Here is a 17984-nt window from a genome sequence, read left to right on the forward strand (position 1 = left end):
ATGTGGATCATATCAATCTAAAAATATGAAGCCGAAAAATATTGAATATAATCAGTTACAGCTACCAATTTTAAAGTTATGCTCCTTAAAGGAATTTCTGGAAATCGATATCAATTCCGCATTTTATGATTTTTATTTTAAGAAAGCCCACGGAAGATATTTTAAGGTTGATATGGAAATCTTTATGAGGGATCTGTATTACGATATTCTAATTTTCATCAATAATTATAAAGTTCTACCCTACCAGGTCAAGGCCTATTTTAATACTACTTATAAAAGACCTCTTTTCTATAAAGGAGTACCATTACAAACAAAAGAAAAATACCACTTCCTATTATTTGAAGCTGTTGTTCAGCAAATAACAGGAGTCTTAGCTGTCGATAAAAATTTACCGAGCTTACCCATACAAAGTCAAACCCATCTACTTGCTGAATATGATTTTATTCAAGCTTTTCATAAAAAACTGGAGGAATTTCATCTTCCAGAGAAGGATAATATTATCACCGAATTTTTCACCTTCCATAATCCGCTACCACAATATTCCCAACAGGACACTTTAGATTTGAAAAAATCTATAATCAGCCTTGATAAATATTCTAAAGTAAATAGTATTCTACAAGACCGAGAATTGAAAGAAATCCGCGAGGAAAATCGTATTAAATGGCTGGGTACTCCTCTCGAACTGGCCGAGTTAATTAAAGCACTTATCCAGGCTAAAAAAATTAATGGCGGATCCGAAAAAGAAGTATTTGATTTTTTTCAGCAACTATTAGATTTACCTTTTGACAAGCGTGAAAAACTTCAATCTATAAGAAAACGTTCCACAGACTTAACACCCTTAATTCACGAGCTGGAATTCCATTTGAAACAATGGATAAACCGATCTTAACTTAAGAAAAAGTTAAAGTTATGACGTACTAACGACATAGTATGCCAATGGTATGCCATGAGATTTTATTGATTTGCATTGTAAACCAAAAAAACACAATGTAATGAAAAAAGTTATCCAACTTCACCAGACTACTCCTGAAGAATTAGTAAACGTTATTCTACTTGGAGTGAAGAAAGAAATTGAAATCCTTAAAAAAGAATTTCGCCCAAAGGAACCGGAAGAATACCTCACAAGAACTGAAGTTTCTAAAATGCTTAAAATTGACCTTTCAACTGTACACCACTGGACCAAACGGGGCAAACTGAAACCATATGGATTGGGACGACGTGTGTATTATAAGCGAAGCGAAATTGAACAGGCACTTATAGATTTAAGCCCGATCCATTAGAACCGATTTTCTCAATCCACTTATAAATTTTATTCCTATGAACGGATATGAATTTTCAAGGGCGTGGTTTGATTTTAGTTTTAATCATCCTAACAAGGTTAAACCGGTCCATACCGCTATTTATTTTTTTGCCATTGAACGCTGCAATAGGTTAGGTTGGAAAGAAAACTTTAGTTTTCCAACCGACCTGGCAATGGAAGCTTTGGGAATTAAGAATTATAAAACTTATATCCGCGCCCTTGAAGATCTCGTGGATTGGAATTTTATTCAATGGATACAGAAAAGTAAGAACCAGTATACTGCTAATGTCATTGCTTTGGTAAAAAACACCAAAGCACCACCCGAAGCATTAAACACAGCATTGCACACAGCAGTGTCTGAGCAATGCTCAAAGCAAGTCCGAAGCATTGCGAGTATAAATAAACAATTAAACCTTAAACTACAAAACATTAAAACTTTAAATAAAAAAGAATTTCTAAAAGTGGATAAATCTGAAATTCCAGAAAACTATCTGGGCTATTTCAACTGGGCATTTAAATTTCAGCAACTCTTTTTAAAAAATTTAAAAAATAAAGGTGCACCAACAAAAAATGTAGACCAGGCGGGATTCGAGGATTGTTTGACACCAATTCGGTTGATGCTAGAAAAAGATGGTGTTTCAGAAGAACAACTTCAGGTTGCTTATGAGTTGCTAAATGGTTCTGAAGAATTCTGGAAAGGAATAATCCTAAGCACCCAAAAACTCAGGGAGAAAATTGGGCAGTTAATTGCTCAAGGAAATAAGCCGATGAGACTTAAAACAATGGACTTACAGGTTCAGCATAAAATTCAGAGTTATGACTAGCACCCAGTTTCCAGATATAATATCCAAGTCAATTGTAAAAAATAGGCAACCTGACTTTAAACGAACTCTGGTTAGCAAACAAGTGTTTTGGAGTTTATTTCGCACTCAGTATCCCGAATTCCAAATAACACAAGAAAACCAACTCGTAGTGTTCAGTATTTTCCAGTATTTCCTACAACAGCCTAATTTTAATGAGTTTGATATCATAAAAAATAAACCAGGACTTGACAAAGGATTGTTGGTGTATGGAGGTTACGGCGTAGGAAAATCCACGCTATTTGATGCCATTCATAACATTGGTAGAATAATTCTGAAGCAAACCCGAAGTACACAACTTTGGTTCCCCCAGATTTCGACAGTTCATTTACTGACCCGGTATTACGAATCGCAACAGAATAAAAACAGCAATTTTAAACTGGAAGATTATTACCGCGGAAAACTTTACCTGGATGATGTGGGTAAGGAAGATAAAGCCTATAACAGGGAAGAGATCATCGGAAAATTACTTTATGAAAGACACCGGCGAAGATTAAAAACTTTTGTGACTACCAATGAAAATCCATCAGCTATATCGGCCCGGTATGGACATCATATTGGAGACCGTCTGCCGGAAATGTTTAATATCATCAAATGGGAAGGGAAAAGCTGGCGAGAATGATTAGTACTAAAAAGTCCTCACCACATTTTCCACGCCTTCGCAAAAGCTACAGCTTAGGAAAAAAAGGTTCGTCCAAAAAGAGGATTCGGAAGTAAGCCAAAAAAGAGTTTGATAGCCTGATTTTAGAAGCTCAGAACTAGAAAATGAATCAGGGAAATAAGATTACAGCTATTAACTTTTTTGACTTACCTCCTATACATCTTTTGAACTTAAAATTTTCAACTAAAGTAAATCATTTTAATGATACAGGGATTTTTTAAGTGGCTTATAGTGTTCAATAAAAGTTTGATTTTGAAAATTAAGACAACTCATAAAAGCTGTTTAAATTCTAGTAGCGTAGCGAAAGGAATTTGAATAGCAAGAGGGTAACCTGCTAGCGCAAGGTTATGTTTTTCAAATTCCTGTTATTCAGTTGTTTACAAATTAAAAAGACGTGAAAATATCCACCCCGGTGGATACACCCCTCTGGTAGGCTCTTTAAAATCGAGATGGCTGTAGCCAGTAAGTATTGAAATAGTATCCATTATGACAAAATCAAGGCTTCAAGTAAAAGCAAGTACAGCAAAAAGATTTCGGGAGTTTTCCAAAAAGAATAATAGTAACCAGTCCGAAACTTTAGACTTGATTCTCGACTTTTTTGAGAAAAATAATCTCTCTCCTTTTGAGACCTTAGTTCCTTCAAAAGTGAGCCTTGAACAACTTATTAAAAAAAGAATAAATGCAGTAATCGCCCTTTTGAAGGATATGGAAAAGAATAAAATAAACCCAACTTTAGCCATTTTACAATCCCTAATAGAAGCTGCAGATCCCAAAAATAATTACGAGAATCGGAAAAGGGATTACGAGGAAGACGATACACATCCTGATTTTTATAAATAAGAACAATGATTCTTAGTTGGTGGCTAATGCTGTTAAATAGATCCAATGAAAGAACCACAATACTATGCGCCCTATGCTGTTTTTACTTAACGCTTAACTTCCCGTACACTATAAAAACAGCATAGGATCCGGCGCAAGGTTAGTTATGGTAGATGTGGGGCAAAGAATAGAATAAACCTAATTATTAAGTTTACTATAATACACATAATAGCATTTTTGGTTATATTTGTTTAATATAACATACATTAGGATGGAATTAATTACTATAAAACAAACCAAAGAAGAATTGGGCAAATGGTGCAAAGTTCAAAGGGATCGTTTTGAATTAAGCCAGCAACAATTGGCAGAACAATTGGGAATATCCCGGTATACCATTCAGAAATTTGAAAGCGGAAAAAATTCAACCATCGATACTGTTTTAAAAATTGCGCACCATTTCGATGATTTGGAGAAGTTTTATAATGGTGTAAAAGCCTATAATGATCAAAATACTAATCACTCCTTATATTAACCATTATGGCTAAAAATACTATCCTAAATGTAAAGCTATTTAATAAGGAGGTTGGAAAGTTAGGTTACGATTTAGATAAACGTAAAAGTTTCTTTCAGTATAATCCGAAATTTTTAGAAACAAATCAATTACAAAACATTTTCCCGTATATCATTAAACGAATAAAACCTGTACAGGTATTCTCTGAATTTGAAGGAAATACTTTCAAGGGACTCCCCCCAGCCATAGCTGATTCTCTTCCAGATATGTTCGGGAATATTATTTTTAAGGAATGGTTTGAAGCTAATAATAAAGATAAAACCAAACTTACACCCCTTGAACAACTAACCTATGTTGCTAATCGCGGTATGGGGGCTCTAGAATATGAACCGGCCCAGAATATTCCCAAAACTTCAGCAATTGACCTTGAAGAAATTGTTAGTGTGCTAAAACAGGTTATAGATCAAAAAGAGCAAACCTCAGAAAAGAATTTTGATAATCTCGCTTTATTAAATATTTTTAAAATGGGAACCTCTGCCGGTGGTGCCAGGCCTAAACTTTTAATTTCCGAAAACATTGAAACAGGAGAGATTATTCCGGGAGATATTGTTTCCTCTAAAGATTACAAACATTACCTGGTTAAGCTTTCTTTAAATGAGGATGGTTATAATAAAGAAGTAATAGAATATGCTTACTACAAGATGGCTAGCGCTGTAGGAATAACAATGATGCCTTCTAAACTCATTAACGATAAACATTTCACCACGCTGAGATATGATAGGCAAAATGGAACAAAACAACACGTTTTAACCGCAAGCGGACTGACCGGATGGGATTTTCAAAAACCAGAGAACTCATCTTATGAAAATCTTTTCAAATTAGCTCTGGACTTAAAAGTACCCTACAATGAGATTCAGGAGCTTTACAAGCGAATGGTTTTTAATCTGGTCTTTGCCAATATTGATGATCACCTTAAAAATCATTCTTTTATATATGATAAGAATTCTGACAAATGGAACCTTGCTCCTGCTTATGACCTTACCTACCCATTAAACGTCGATTTTAATTATCATAAAGTGAGTCGTGCACTGTCTATTAATAATAAACGTGATAACATTCAGCAAAAGGATTTACTTGGATTAGCAGAAGAATTTTCCGTGAAAAACCCGAAAGGAATTATTGAGAAAGTCCAGGAACAGATTTCTAACTGGCCGCAAATAGCAGAAGAAATAAATATTCCTGCTTACGTTGTAGAAAAAATCTCCAAAGACTTCAAAACATTTATTTAACTACGGGCTTTCCCTTATTTTTTATAGGAAATCATAATTATTTTTAGTAATTATGTTAATATAATTGACTTACCCTACTATTCCAAAAAGTGAAAGCGACCCGTTAAGGCCGCTTTAAATGTTTTCACAACGGAATAATCCTTATTGTGAATTGCTTCAAAATTGTCTAACAAGTATAAAACAAATATTTGAATTGTACAATGTGGATTTCCGTAAAGGGATAAAACTTGTATTAATTAACTTACCGAAAATCATAATATATGAAACGAATATTAGGCTTGGATTTGGGAATAGCATCAATTGGTTGGGCAATTATAGATGAAGCCGAAAGTGAGAAAGAAAATTCTTCAATTATTAAAACTGGAGTTCGAATAGTTCCATTAGGCGATAACTTAAAAATAGTAGATAAAAATACAGGCAAAATTTCCGACTCCCGTAATCCAATAGAAGAGTTTGCTGCAGGAAAAGGTTTATCTCCCAATGCAGGAAGAACGAAGAAAAGAGGAATGCGCAGAAACCTCCACCGTTATAAAATGCGCCGTAAAGCCGTTGTTGAAATATTGGAACAAATTGGTTTTATAACAAAAGAAACATCTTTAACAGAAACGGATAGCAATTCCACTTTCTCTACTTATAAACTGCGTGCAAAAGCAATAAACGAGAAAATATCTAAAGAAGAATTTTCCCGGGTATTATTAATGATAAACAAAAAAAGAGGTTATAAAAGCAGTCGAAAGGCAAATAACGAAGAAGAAGGTCAATTAATAGATGGTATGGGAGTCGCTAAAACACTCTACCATAAAAATATGACTCCCGGCCAATACTCCTATCAATTATTAAAGGAAGATAAGAGAGTGTTGCCCGACTATTATCGATCTGACTTACAGGAAGAGCTTGAAGCTATTTGGAATTTTCAAAAAGTATATTATCCCGAAGTTTTAACGACTGATCATTTAGAAGGATTAAAAGGTAAAAATAAAAAAGCAACCTCAGATTATTTTGAAAAGACTCTTGGAATTACAAGAGCTGAAAATAAAGGAACAGATAAAAAATTACAGCATTACGAATGGAGAAATAAAGCTCTTTCTGAAAAGATTGATATTTCTGAAATTGCATTTATTTTAACAGAAATCAATAACCAGATTAATCAGTCTAGCGGATACTTAGGTGCCATTGGTGACAGAAGTAAAGAGCTTTATTTTAATAATTTAACTGTTGGACAATACCTTTATAATCAACTTGAAGAAAATCCGAATACTTCCCTTAAAAATCAAGTTTTTTATCGTCAGGACTATATTGATGAGTTTGATACCATTTGGACAGAACAGGCAAAACATTACCCAGAATTAACAGATAACGTTCGTGTGGAACTTCGGGATATTACTATTTTCTACCAACGACGCCTAAAATCACAAAAAGGTTTAATTAATATTTGCGAATTTGAAGGTGTTGAGCGGGAAATAGAAATTGATGGTGAATTTAAGAGAAAGCTTGTAGGTCCACGTGCTGCGCCAAAATCTTCTCCCGTTTTTCAGGAATTTAAAATCTGGCAAAATATAAATGCCATTCGTATTACCAAAAAAAATAATGAATTGGAGGTTTATGAATTGGAAGAAGAGACCAAAAACCTACTTTTCGAAGAGCTAAACTGGAATGAAAAAATGATCGATAATCATTTTTTAAAATGGCTCTTTAAAGATTCAGAAAACACCGCCAAAGATTGGAAACTAAATTTTAAGCAGCTGGAAGGCAACCGAACTAATTCAGCAATGCTAAATGTCTATAAAAAAATATTAGAAATTGAAGGTTATCCTTTGGATTACAAGAACCTGTCTCCTGCAAAAATGATTCTGAATATTAAAGAATGTTTTGAAGCGATTGGAATTCGTTCGAATATTCTGGACTTTGACACTACTCTTTCAGGCAATGCATTTGCCAAACAGCCATCTTATGAACTTTGGCATTTACTCTATTCATATGAGGATGATAATTCACCAACTGGAACGGCTGCTTTGCTAAATAAGCTTGTAGAAAAATTTGGATTTAAGAATATGCATGCACAATTCTTAATAGGGATTACTTTTCAAAAAGACTATGGAAGTCTTAGCGCCCGGTCAATGAGAAAAATTCTTCCATATTTGAGGGAAGGAGCCTTGTATGATGAAGCCTGCTTAAAAGCGGGATATAACCATTCCTGTTCTATTACCAAGGCTGATAATGAAAACAGAAAATTAAAACCAGAGCTTGAAATTCTCAAAAAAAATAGTCTGCGAAATCCAGTAGTTGAAAAGATTTTAAACCAGATGATTAATGTGGTTAATGCCATAGTGAAAGATCCCGATCTGGGCAGACCCGATGAAATTCGAATTGAACTTGCACGAGAGTTGAAAAAAACTGCTCAGCAACGTAGTGAAATGACCAAACAAATAGCAAAAGTCACTAAAGATTATGAAGCAATAAGGGCTTTGCTTAAAAAAGAATTTGGCTTGCCCTATGTAAGTCGTAAAGATTTAATTAAATACAGACTGTATAAAGAGTTAAAAGCTACGGGATTTAAAACACTTTATTCAGGAACGTATATCAAACCAGAAGAACTCTTTACCAATAAATTTGATGTGGAACATATTATCCCTCAAGCTTTATTATTTGATGATTCTTATTCGAATAAAACCCTCGAATTACGCGATGTAAATTTGGAAAAAGGAAATGAAACAGCTTATGATTACTGTGAACGCAAAGGTTGGTTAGATAGCTTCAAAAAAAGAGTAGAAGAAATTTATGCCGCAGGGGATATAAAATATATGAACCGCAAAAAGTTATTAATGACCAAGGCAGAAATTCCTGATGGTTTTTTAAATCGTGATTTAGGAAACTCAGCTTATATTGCCCTAAAGGCAGCACAATTACTTCTGGAAATCACAAAGAGTGTTTCATTATCTTCCGGCACTATAACCTCTAAACTAAGGGAAGATTGGGGATTGATTGATGTTTTAAAAGAATTAAATTTTGAAAAGTACAAATCTCTAGGACTTACCTACACCATTGAAAACCGCCACGGGAAAGAATTGACGCGTATTAGTGAATGGACTAAACGAAACGATCATCGCCATCATGCTATGGATGCGATAACCGTAGCTTTTACCCGTCCGGCCTTTATTCAGTACTTAAATAATATGAATGCTCAAAGTGTCAAAAAAGGTTCGTTTTATGGAATAAAAGAAAAATACACTTTTCGCGATAAAGAAGGAGGCAGAAAGTTTGTAAAACCCTTTGAAAATATTCGCGAAGAAGCAAAAAAACATTTAGAATCGATTCTAGTTTCCCACAAGGCCAAAAACAAAGTTGTTACCAAAAATAAAAACAAAATTAAGATTGAAGGGAAAGGAAACTTTGAAACAAAAATCGAACTCACCCCCAGAGGGCAACTTCACAAAGAAACCATTTATGGTAGTTCTAAAAAATATACCACTAAACTCGAAAAAGTAGGCGGTAATTTTAATCAAGACAAAATTGCAACGGTAGCCCAACAGAAATATCGTGATGCTTTACAAAAACGCATTGAAGATAATGACAATAACCCTAAAAAAGCGTTTACAGGTAAAAATAGTTTAGCAAAAAACCCAATAAGATTAAATGAAAATGGCGCAGTATTACCAGAAAAAGTAAAAACGGTTCAACTGGAAAACCAGTATACTATTCGAAAAGATATTACTCCCGATCTAAAAATTGATAAAGTTATAGACAAGGGAGTCCAAAGAATACTACAGGATCGATTAGAACAATTTCAAGGAAAACCAAAAGAAGCTTTTTCAGATTTGGATGAAAATCCTATCTGGTTAAACGAGGAAAAAAAAATTGCATTAAAACGGGTTACAATTTCAGGCATAAATACTGCAGAGTCTTTACATAATGCCAAGGATCATTACGGAAATGAATTAAAAGATGAAAACGGCAATTCTATTCCTACTGATTTTGTTAGTACAGGAAACAACCATCACGTTGCAATTTATATAGATGAAAAAGGAAATTTACAAGAGGAAGTTGTTTCCTTTTACGAAGCAGTTATTCGCAAAAACTTAGGGCAGCCAATAATAAAAAAACAACACGAGAATGGATGGAAGTTTATATTTACCATGAAACAAAATGAAATGTTCATCTTTCCGTCAGAAGAGTTTAATCCTCAAGAAATAGATTTACTGAATTCGGCTAATAAAAGTATAATCAGTAAAAATCTTTTTAGAGTACAGAAAATTGCAACTAAAAATTATATGTTTCGACATCATCTAGAAACACAAATTTTAGATAAAAATGAGACTAGAGACCTTACTTGGATTCATATTAGAAGTGCTAATCCTCTTGATGGTATAATAAAGGTAAGATTAAACCATCTTGGAGATATAGCTCAGGTAGGTGAATATTAACAACACAAAATGATCAAACGAAGCCTCTTTTTTAGCAATCCAGCCTACTTAAGTACTAAAAACGAACAGCTAGTAGTCTCTTTTCCTGAAGAAGGAAAAGAAGATAAAACCGTTCCCATTGAAGATATTGGAATGTTAGTTCTGGAAAATCCGCAGATCACGTTGACCAACGGACTAATCACTAAACTCATTCAAAATAAAGCAGCGGTAATAAATTGCGATAAACAGCACCTACCCTGCTCTATTTTGCAACCCCTTGTTGGGCATACGGAACAAACCGAACGTTTTTCGGCGCAACTCAGTGCTAGTTTGCCATTAAAGAAAAATTTATGGCAGCAAACCATTAGTGCTAAAATCAGCAACCAGGCGCAGCACCTTTTTCGCAGGAATAAAAACCATAAAAAACTGGCGCGTTGGGCGGGAGAGGTGAAAAGCGGCGATACTGAAAATCACGAAGCCGTTGCAGCCGCTCATTACTGGCAGAACCTTTTTGACATAAAAGGATTTACCAGAAATAGGCACGGGGATCCTCCCAATAACCTTCTTAACTACGGCTATGCGATTCTACGAGCAATTACTGCAAGAGCGCTAATTAGTTCCGGCTTACTGCCAGGTGTGGGAATCTTTCATCATAATAAATACAATGCGTTTGCCCTGGCCGATGACATTATGGAACCTTATCGTATTTATGTAGATGACCTGGTGTATGAAATGGTGGTTGCGGAAAAGAATATTGACGAATTGACTACAGACTTGAAATCCCAACTTCTAAAAATTCCTGCTTTAGATGTTTTTATTGATGGTAAATGGAGCCCATTAATGGTAGCTCTTAGTAGGACGACTAATTCACTTTACGAGTGTTTTGCCAATCTAAGCCGAAGGATTCTTTATCCAGTTTACCAGTAATAATATCCGGGTTCGAAAAAGTTGAAAATTCAATAGTAACTATATGGATGAAAAATTTTCACGTTTAAATCAGTATCGAAGCATGTGGGTATTAGTATTTTTTGACCTTCCAACGGAAACCAGAGTAGAACGAAAAGCAGCGGCCCGTTTTAGAAAAGACCTCCTTGATGATGGATTTGGAATGTTCCAGTTTTCTATTTATACCAGGTTTTGCGCCAGCCGAGAAAATGCAGATGTACACACCAAACGAACCAAGAGAAACCTCCCCAAAAAAGGAAAAGTATGCATCATGCAAATAACCGATAAACAATTTGGTATGATTGAACTTTTTCACGGAAGAAAGGAAACCGCCCCTGAGGCTCCTACCCAACAACTTGAACTTTTTTAGGATTACAAATCTACTATTGAATGCAGTTAAAACACCTCAAAAGCTTGTAGTTTTTTAATTCTAAGAGCCACCTTAAAAAACAGGATACCAGCCTTTTATAGCGGGTATCCTGTGAATCCTAATTAAAAATACAATTCTGAAAGCAATTCACAACCAGAAGAAAAGAATCCTAATCTAATTCACGCCTGTGAATCCTAATTAAAAATACAATTCTGAAAGCAATTCACAACGTGTTGGAAAACCACCGCCTGCACCTTCGTCCTGTGAATCCTAATTAAAAATACAATTCTGAAAGCAATTCACAACTACTATTTCAGGCAACACGCAGGGCTAAAACCTGTGAATCCTAATTAAAAATACAATTCTGAAAGCAATTCACAACTCCATGCCGTTTCGGTTTGCCTCTTTGTAGCCTGTGAATCCTAATTAAAAATACAATTCTGAAAGCAATTCACAACAGTTAGGTCAGATTCAACCCAGTTCTTCAACCTGTGAATCCTAATTAAAAATACAATTCTGAAAGCAATTCACAACTTGAACAAGGTCAGCGTCTTGAATCAAGAACCTGTGAATCCTAATTAAAAATACAATTCTGAAAGCAATTCACAACTACAACTACCTTGGTACTCTTAGTTTTGATCCTGTGAATCCTAATTAAAAATACAATTCTGAAAGCAATTCACAACTACGAAGTTAAAGTGAAACCAAAATTAAACCTGTGAATCCTAATTAAAAATACAATTCTGAAAGCAATTCACAACAAGGCTTACCGTGGTAGAATCAGTTGCCTTCCTGTGAATCCTAATTAAAAATACAATTCTGAAAGCAATTCACAACATGAAAGCCTGGTTAAATCACGAGCATTTGCCTGTGAATCCTAATTAAAAATACAATTCTGAAAGCAATTCACAACCCTAACGATTTAGATAAACTTTAGAATATGCCTGTGAATCCTAATTAAAAATACAATTCTGAAAGCAATTCACAACTAAAACGGTTGCTGAAATAATGGAAATAGACCTGTGAATCCTAATTAAAAATACAATTCTGAAAGCAATTCACAACCGCTTGGCTTAACGGAATACGAGTACCTAACCTGTGAATCCTAATTAAAAATACAATTCTGAAAGCAATTCACAACGTCGACGGCGCTATTATTTCGGTCGCCCTGCCTGTGAATCCTAATTAAAAATACAATTCTGAAAGCAATTCACAACATTGTTATGATGCTTTTTGTAATGGTAATACCTGTGAATCCTAATTAAAAATACAATTCTGAAAGCAATTCACAACTATTTTCACTCGGTAGACATTTCGAAAATCCTGTGAATCCTAATTAAAAATACAATTCTGAAAGCAATTCACAACTACAGAGATTAATATTAAAAATGAAGTAGCCTGTGAATCCTAATTAAAAATACAATTCTGAAAGCAATTCACAACATTGTTATGATGCTTTTTGTAATGGTAATCCTGTGAATCCTAATTAAAAATACAATTCTGAAAGCAATTCACAACTAACAGCTTCAAACAAACAAGAAGCATCTACCTGTGAATCCTAATTAAAAATACAATTCTGAAAGCAATTCACAACTTTGAAAGAGATAGATATAAAGCTTTGCAACCTGTGAATCCTAATTAAAAATACAATTCTGAAAGCAATTCACAACTATTTCTAAGTTTTCACCGCCTTCTTTTAACCTGTGAATCCTAATTAAAAATACAATTCTGAAAGCAATTCACAACGTACTTAGATTTGTTCCAAAATTGTTATAACCTGTGAATCCTAATTAAAAATACAATTCTGAAAGCAATTCACAACTCAGGACTTGCGGTTATATCGTATTCTTTTCCTGTGAATCCTAATTAAAAATACAATTCTGAAAGCAATTCACAACATTACAATTGGAACGCCCACATAATCCCTCCTGTGAATCCTAATTAAAAATACAATTCTGAAAGCAATTCACAACATAGCCGGTTGAATTGTAGTAATACCAGGACCTGTGAATCCTAATTAAAAATACAATTCTGAAAGCAATTCACAACTTGAGCAGGTAGAATTCATAAGACAAAACCCCTGTGAATCCTAATTAAAAATACAATTCTGAAAGCAATTCACAACCCTGGCATTTAAGTTTCTTAAATTTCCCCACCTGTGAATCCTAATTAAAAATACAATTCTGAAAGCAATTCACAACGATAAGTTCCGTAATCTGTAACTAAAGGATCCTGTGAATCCTAATTAAAAATACAATTCTGAAAGCAATTCACAACTTCAAGTGTAGGCTTTAATGAGGGTAGGTACCTGTGAATCCTAATTAAAAATACAATTCTGAAAGCAATTCACAACAGCACAACTCCGGCAATATCACTATTGCCTCCTGTGAATCCTAATTAAAAATACAATTCTGAAAGCAATTCACAACACCGGCAACGGATTTGAATATTGATTCACCCCTCTGAATCCTAATTAAAAATACAATTCTGAAAGCAATTCACAACAAATTTTTTATATTGTATAAATGAATTAAGCCTGTGAATCCTAATTAAAAATACAATTCTGAAAGCAATTCACAACAAGGCGACACTTATGGCCCAGGATGGCACGCCTGTGAATCCTAATTAAAAATACAATTCTGAAAGCAATTCACAACTATCGACGCTCTTAGGTTTCCTGTTCTATCCCTGTGAATCCTAATTAAAAATACAATTCTGAAAGCAATTCACAACCCGTCAAAAACTGGTTAAAAAACTCATTGGCCTGTGAATCCTAATTAAAAATACAATTCTGAAAGCAATTCACAACATTACCGATGCAAGCATATCGTTGGGCCTACCTGTGAATCCTAATTAAAAATACAATTCTGAAAGCAATTCACAACTACCAGCAGGTTCTTTTATTGTAGGAGACCCTGTGAATCCTAATTAAAAATACAATTCTGAAAGCAATTCACAACCGAAGCATAAGGCACGCTTTTATTTTCAAACCTGTGAATCCTAATTAAAAATACAGAATCATAGCGATATTTATAGTTCTATTTTCCATTATATCCGTCTTTTAAGCTCAAATATAGCTCTTTCTCGCTCTCGGGCTTTTCCTACTCGAAGCGCATCTACCAGTGCCAATAGTTCATATAGAACATTATCTTTTAAAGCAGCTTCCGGAGCTGAAGAATATATAGGTATTATACTTTGTCCTCTCAACATTCCTTTACCAGATGGCCAAACATAATTTTCACTACTTTTTATTTGGTCCCTTAAAGGAGCAGCTGAGTGAGAAGTTGGAATACCCCGTACTACCGGTCCCGGTTTTTGTGGAAAAACATATTTTAATCCGAATTGCAAAAAATCAAGGAAAGCCAGTTTCATTACTTTTTTTCCTTTAGGTGCAAAAAACGGTCATAGTATACCACCCTGGCCGGATTAAAGTGAACCACCTTGGCCGGGTCAAACTGAACCACTTTAGCCGGATGAAAGTGAGCCACTAAAAAATCGATTCTATTTGTATGGAACCAAATGTCTTTTTTTTGTAAAAAAAGACGATGGCCAACAAACAAATAGATATGCGAAAAGTAAAACAGATTTTTAGGTTGTACAGCCAGGGCGTCAGTAAACGCCAGATAAGTTCAAGGTTGGGTTTATCACGCAACACCATTACTAAATACATCGCTTTTTTTCAGCGTTACCAGTTTACAAGCTACGAGGTCTCTGCCATGACCCTAGAAGAGTTACACAAGCTTTTTAAGTCAGATCAAAAGCCAAAGAGCGTGTATATATTAATATAATACTATCCCACATTTCAATTTAAAAGTATACCACTTATTACCAACTTGAACGTCCAACCAGAGACGTTCGGAAAATGATAAGCATGTATACAAAACAGGAAATAATATTAAAGAGTCATCGTGAAGGCAAAAGCCAACGATTGATAAGCAAAGAGCTTGGAATCAGTAGAAAAACCGTAAGAAAGTATATTACTGAATTTGAAGCTCGATTACAGTCAGGGTCGCCCCCTCAAGAGGCCATTACTGAGTATTTGTCAAATCCGCCGATCTACCATCGAGAGAAGCGTAAAAAATTAAAACTTACTGTAGAAGTACAGCAGGCTATCGATGAGCTGCTGGCAGCCAATGAAGAGAAAAGGCTGCAAGGACTTCGAAAGCAATTGCTTAAAAAATGTGATATTCATAGTCTATTACAGGAGCAAGGTATTGATATTGGCTACACTACCGTCTGCAATTACATTAAAGAAAAACAAGGAAAGACAGCGCCCAAAGAAGCCTATATACGCCAGGAGTATATTCCAGGAGCGGTCTGTGAGTTTGATTGGGGAGAAATCAAGCTTTATATAGACGGGAAGCTAACTCGCTTCCACCTGGCTGTTTTTACAGCCGCTTACAGTAACTATCGTTTTGCTGAAATTTATCAGCGTCAGGATACCCTGGCCTTTATGGAATCCCACGTAATTTTTTTCGAACACCTGCAAGGGGTTTATAAGGAAATGGTCTATGATAATATGCGGGTAGCGGTATCCAAATTCATAGGACCTCACGAGAAAGAACCTACTCGCGCCTTGTTAGAACTGCGTGGGCACTATCATTTTAGCCATCGTTTTTGTAATAGCTATCGCGGTAATGAAAAGGGTCATGTGGAACGCAGCGTGGAATATATCCGACGTAAGAGCTTCGCGGTGAAATGCCACTTCACGGATGTGGAAGAGGCCACAGCCTGGCTGCATACTAAAATAGCAGCCCTGAATAATACCAGGCAAAAACTCACCGGAAAGACGGCCTGTTTAGGTATACTACACCTAGCAAAGAAGGTAGGAAACCTGCGCCTGGATAATGCTTGTAAAAGAGCTTCTGATTACGGGGCATATAATTACAACATTATTGATCGCATCCTTAAAAAAGGCTGGGATAATCTCGATGAAAACCTCGAAGAGGAAATAGTCTTGCCCGATCACAAGAACATCCGGGGAGGCCATTACTACAAATAGAAAGAAACCATTAAAACCAAGTATATGAATACGCAAACCTTAGAACAAATGAAACAATTAAGGCTCCACGGCATGATCAGGGCCTTTAGCTCCAGTTTATCCCCGCAGAGCGTGGATTACACTAATGATGAACTTATAGCTTATCTCATTCAGTCTGAATGGGACGATCGCCAGAACCGAAAGGTAGAACGCCTAACTAAAACAGCCCGCTTCAGGTATAGCGCCGTTATGGAAAATATCGATTATACTCACGACCGGAATATCGATAGAAACCAGATACAACGTTTTGCAACCTGCGACTTTGTAACACAAAAGGATAATATATTAATCACAGGAAGCACCGGGGCAGGAAAAAGTTATATGGCATCAGCCATAGGCCATCAGGCTTGCTCATTAGGCTTCAAAACGATGTACTTCAACACTTCTAAGCTCTTTACCATGCTTAAAACATCCAAGGCTGATGGCTCTTATTTAAAGCAGGTAAATAAGATAGAAAAACAGGATCTACTCATACTTGATGACTTTGGACTTAAAGGTCTGGATAATATTAACAGGCACTCCCTGATGGAAATTATTGAAGATAGGCACGGAAAAAAATCTACTATAATAGCCTCCCAGTTACCGGTAGAGGCCTGGCACGAGATTATTGGAGAACAGACCATTGCAGATGCCATATTGGATCGTTTAGTTCATACGGCTCACAGAATAGATATCAAAGGGGAATCAATGAGGAAAAAACTTAAAAATAAATAGTAAATTTAACCACAGTAGAATTGATTTTGCGCACTTAGTTTGCTATGCTCACTTTCATCCGGCGCACGTGGTTCACTTTGACCGGCTCATCCACTTTAGGATCTAATAGACCTGAATATTTAGAACGGGCTACTGATTCACTCACTTCAGATTGACTCATTCCTAAAGCCTCGGCTACATATTTTTGTTTCCAGGTGACATCATCAAGACTAATAAGCTTTAACAGCAATAATATATCCTGAGGTTTCATATGAATATTTAATCCTTTCATTAAGTATATTGTATATCGCGATATGCAATATAAAGATTAAGGCTAATAATATCTCCATTTTAAAATTGCATTTATCGATCACGATACTCAAAAAAATTACAAGTATTTTAAAATGTAGCCTTTATAAAATAGATTCTCGAGGAGTCATAATATTTAATGTAATTTTTCACTATTTGTTGTTATGCGATGTTATCTAATGTTATTTGTGAGTTTTTGTAAGTAGAAATATTAAAGCAAATTATGTTAGTGTGATTCAATAATAAGATCGGAAAAATCTTACAGAAGAATGTTAAAATAGTGAATCTGATATTTTTTAACATTTTGCGTACAATTCAGCGTACAAATCTAATATCTAAAAACAAAAAAGCCTTGAAAATCAGTCGATTAACAAGGCTTTAAGTACTCGGGACGGGACTTGAACCCGTACGGACACATTGTCCATTGGATTTTAAGTCCAACGTGTCTACCAATTCCACCACCCGAGCGTAGTAATTTTATATATGAGCGAAAAACGGGATTCGAACCCGCGACCTCCACCTTGGCAAGGTGGCGCTCTACCAACTGAGCTATTTTCGCGTATTTAAAAGAACTTCCACGTTTAACGTGGCTGCAATAGCGTATTGCGGATGCAAATTTAATATAAATCTTATAATGTCAAAGGCTTTTTATAAAAAATAAGGAAAATTTGAAATAAAAAATTCCTTCAGTAATTCTTGTCTAAAGTTTATAAACTACAACTCATTGTTTACCAATACTTAATAATCTATTTACCTTTTTTATTACTTAAAACCCATAAACGAAAC

The 17984-nt window shown here is 35.2% G+C and carries 15 protein-coding genes, 2 tRNA genes and 2 CRISPR repeat arrays; of the genes, 13 read left to right on the forward strand and 4 right to left on the reverse strand.

Going from position 1 to position 17984, the window contains the following annotated elements; all coding sequences use genetic code 11:
- Window positions 1-25 precede the first annotated feature (25 nt).
- The 10 genes from J0871_RS01020 to cas2 all read left to right on the forward strand — a co-directional run bounded on the left by J0871_RS01020 (window position 26) and on the right by cas2 (window position 11155).
- Window positions 26-889, forward strand: a complete 864-nt coding sequence (locus J0871_RS01020; protein WP_208222824.1) for an RteC domain-containing protein — start codon at window positions 26-28, stop codon at window positions 887-889.
- 103 nt (window positions 890-992) lie between these two features.
- Entirely contained in the window at window positions 993-1280 is a 288-nt protein-coding gene (locus tag J0871_RS01025; protein ID WP_037319485.1) for a helix-turn-helix domain-containing protein, read from the forward strand.
- Between the two features lie 37 nt (window positions 1281-1317).
- A complete protein-coding gene (locus J0871_RS01030; RefSeq protein WP_208222825.1) occupies window positions 1318-2124 on the forward strand; it encodes a hypothetical protein in 807 nt (268 codons plus the stop codon).
- 148 nt (window positions 2125-2272) lie between these two features.
- Window positions 2273-2782, forward strand: coding sequence for an ATP-binding protein (locus J0871_RS01035; RefSeq protein WP_208222826.1), 510 nt, complete (start codon window positions 2273-2275; stop codon window positions 2780-2782).
- A 525-nt stretch (window positions 2783-3307) separates the two neighbouring features.
- Window positions 3308-3661 (forward strand): BfmA/BtgA family mobilization protein, encoded by a 354-nt coding sequence (locus J0871_RS01040; protein WP_208222827.1) that lies wholly within the window; start codon window positions 3308-3310, stop codon window positions 3659-3661.
- Between the two features lie 250 nt (window positions 3662-3911).
- Complete coding sequence (locus J0871_RS01045) at window positions 3912-4172, forward strand: helix-turn-helix transcriptional regulator (RefSeq protein WP_208222828.1); 261 nt, start codon at window positions 3912-3914, stop codon at window positions 4170-4172.
- Between the two features lie 5 nt (window positions 4173-4177).
- Window positions 4178-5440 carry a HipA domain-containing protein gene (locus tag J0871_RS01050; protein ID WP_208222829.1) on the forward strand — a complete coding sequence of 421 codons (1263 nt, stop codon included), beginning with the start codon at window positions 4178-4180 and terminating at the stop codon, window positions 5438-5440.
- A gap of 260 nt (window positions 5441-5700) precedes the next feature.
- Window positions 5701-9861: a type II CRISPR RNA-guided endonuclease Cas9 gene (gene cas9 / locus J0871_RS01055; protein ID WP_208222830.1), complete on the forward strand. Its 4161-nt coding sequence runs from the start codon at window positions 5701-5703 to the stop codon at window positions 9859-9861.
- A 9-nt stretch (window positions 9862-9870) separates the two neighbouring features.
- Complete coding sequence (cas1, locus tag J0871_RS01060) at window positions 9871-10767, forward strand: type II CRISPR-associated endonuclease Cas1 (protein ID WP_208222831.1); 897 nt, start codon at window positions 9871-9873, stop codon at window positions 10765-10767.
- A gap of 43 nt (window positions 10768-10810) precedes the next feature.
- Window positions 10811-11155 carry a CRISPR-associated endonuclease Cas2 gene (gene cas2, locus J0871_RS01065; RefSeq protein WP_208222832.1) on the forward strand — a complete coding sequence of 115 codons (345 nt, stop codon included), beginning with the start codon at window positions 10811-10813 and terminating at the stop codon, window positions 11153-11155.
- Between the two features lie 108 nt (window positions 11156-11263).
- A CRISPR array of direct repeats spans window positions 11264-12977; the repeat unit is 46 nt; unit sequence CCTGTGAATCCTAATTAAAAATACAATTCTGAAAGCAATTCACAAC.
- Between the two features lie 30 nt (window positions 12978-13007).
- Window positions 13008-14115: direct repeats of the CRISPR family, unit length 46 nt; unit sequence CCTGTGAATCCTAATTAAAAATACAATTCTGAAAGCAATTCACAAC.
- An 88-nt stretch (window positions 14116-14203) separates the two neighbouring features.
- On the opposite strand, the gene J0871_RS01070 is transcribed toward cas2, so the two are convergent.
- Window positions 14204-14527, reverse strand: a complete 324-nt coding sequence (locus J0871_RS01070) for a hypothetical protein (RefSeq protein WP_208222833.1) — start codon at window positions 14525-14527, stop codon at window positions 14204-14206.
- A gap of 194 nt (window positions 14528-14721) precedes the next feature.
- Here J0871_RS01070 and J0871_RS17245 point away from each other — a divergent pair, with 194 nt between their 5' ends.
- The 3 genes from J0871_RS17245 (at window position 14722) to istB (ending at window position 16910) form a co-directional block, all read left to right on the forward strand.
- On the forward strand, window positions 14722-14943 hold the full coding sequence (locus tag J0871_RS17245) for a helix-turn-helix domain-containing protein (protein WP_243870367.1): 222 nt from the start codon (window positions 14722-14724) through the stop codon (window positions 14941-14943).
- 83 nt (window positions 14944-15026) lie between these two features.
- Window positions 15027-16157, forward strand: a complete 1131-nt coding sequence (gene istA / locus J0871_RS01080) for an IS21 family transposase (RefSeq protein WP_208222834.1) — start codon at window positions 15027-15029, stop codon at window positions 16155-16157.
- 24 nt (window positions 16158-16181) lie between these two features.
- Window positions 16182-16910 carry an IS21-like element helper ATPase IstB gene (gene istB / locus J0871_RS01085; protein ID WP_208222835.1) on the forward strand — a complete coding sequence of 243 codons (729 nt, stop codon included), beginning with the start codon at window positions 16182-16184 and terminating at the stop codon, window positions 16908-16910.
- 34 nt (window positions 16911-16944) lie between these two features.
- On the opposite strand, the gene J0871_RS01090 is transcribed toward istB, so the two are convergent.
- From J0871_RS01090 to J0871_RS01100, 3 genes are all read right to left on the reverse strand, one after another.
- On the reverse strand, window positions 16945-17181 hold the full coding sequence (locus J0871_RS01090) for a hypothetical protein (protein WP_208222836.1): 237 nt from the start codon (window positions 17179-17181) through the stop codon (window positions 16945-16947).
- Window positions 17182-17581: 400 nt separating this feature from the next.
- Window positions 17582-17666: transfer RNA gene (locus tag J0871_RS01095), tRNA-Leu, on the reverse strand.
- An 18-nt stretch (window positions 17667-17684) separates the two neighbouring features.
- A tRNA-Gly gene (locus J0871_RS01100) sits at window positions 17685-17757 on the reverse strand.
- Window positions 17758-17984 lie beyond the last annotated feature (227 nt).

Source organism: Salegentibacter sp. BDJ18 (assembly GCF_017579965.1).
GTDB lineage: Bacteria > Bacteroidota > Bacteroidia > Flavobacteriales > Flavobacteriaceae > Salegentibacter.

Bases quoted from the DNA above. Each gene is read 5' to 3' on its own strand.
- J0871_RS01020 (WP_208222824.1), top strand. From the start codon at position 26: ATGAAGCCGAAAAATATTGAATATAATCAGTTACAGCTACCAATTTTA.
- J0871_RS01025 (WP_037319485.1), top strand. From the start codon at position 993: ATGAAAAAAGTTATCCAACTTCACCAGACTACTCCTGAAGAATTAGTA.
- J0871_RS01030 (WP_208222825.1), top strand. From the start codon at position 1,318: ATGAACGGATATGAATTTTCAAGGGCGTGGTTTGATTTTAGTTTTAAT.
- J0871_RS01040 (WP_208222827.1), top strand. From the start codon at position 3,308: ATGACAAAATCAAGGCTTCAAGTAAAAGCAAGTACAGCAAAAAGATTT.
- J0871_RS01045 (WP_208222828.1), top strand. From the start codon at position 3,912: ATGGAATTAATTACTATAAAACAAACCAAAGAAGAATTGGGCAAATGG.
- J0871_RS01050 (WP_208222829.1), top strand. From the start codon at position 4,178: ATGGCTAAAAATACTATCCTAAATGTAAAGCTATTTAATAAGGAGGTT.
- cas9 (WP_208222830.1), top strand. From the start codon at position 5,701: ATGAAACGAATATTAGGCTTGGATTTGGGAATAGCATCAATTGGTTGG.
- cas1 (WP_208222831.1), top strand. From the start codon at position 9,871: ATGATCAAACGAAGCCTCTTTTTTAGCAATCCAGCCTACTTAAGTACT.
- cas2 (WP_208222832.1), top strand. From the start codon at position 10,811: ATGGATGAAAAATTTTCACGTTTAAATCAGTATCGAAGCATGTGGGTA.
- J0871_RS01070 (WP_208222833.1), bottom strand. From the start codon at position 14,527: ATGAAACTGGCTTTCCTTGATTTTTTGCAATTCGGATTAAAATATGTT.
- J0871_RS17245 (WP_243870367.1), top strand. From the start codon at position 14,722: ATGCGAAAAGTAAAACAGATTTTTAGGTTGTACAGCCAGGGCGTCAGT.
- istA (WP_208222834.1), top strand. From the start codon at position 15,027: ATGTATACAAAACAGGAAATAATATTAAAGAGTCATCGTGAAGGCAAA.
- istB (WP_208222835.1), top strand. From the start codon at position 16,182: ATGAATACGCAAACCTTAGAACAAATGAAACAATTAAGGCTCCACGGC.
- J0871_RS01090 (WP_208222836.1), bottom strand. From the start codon at position 17,181: ATGAAAGGATTAAATATTCATATGAAACCTCAGGATATATTATTGCTG.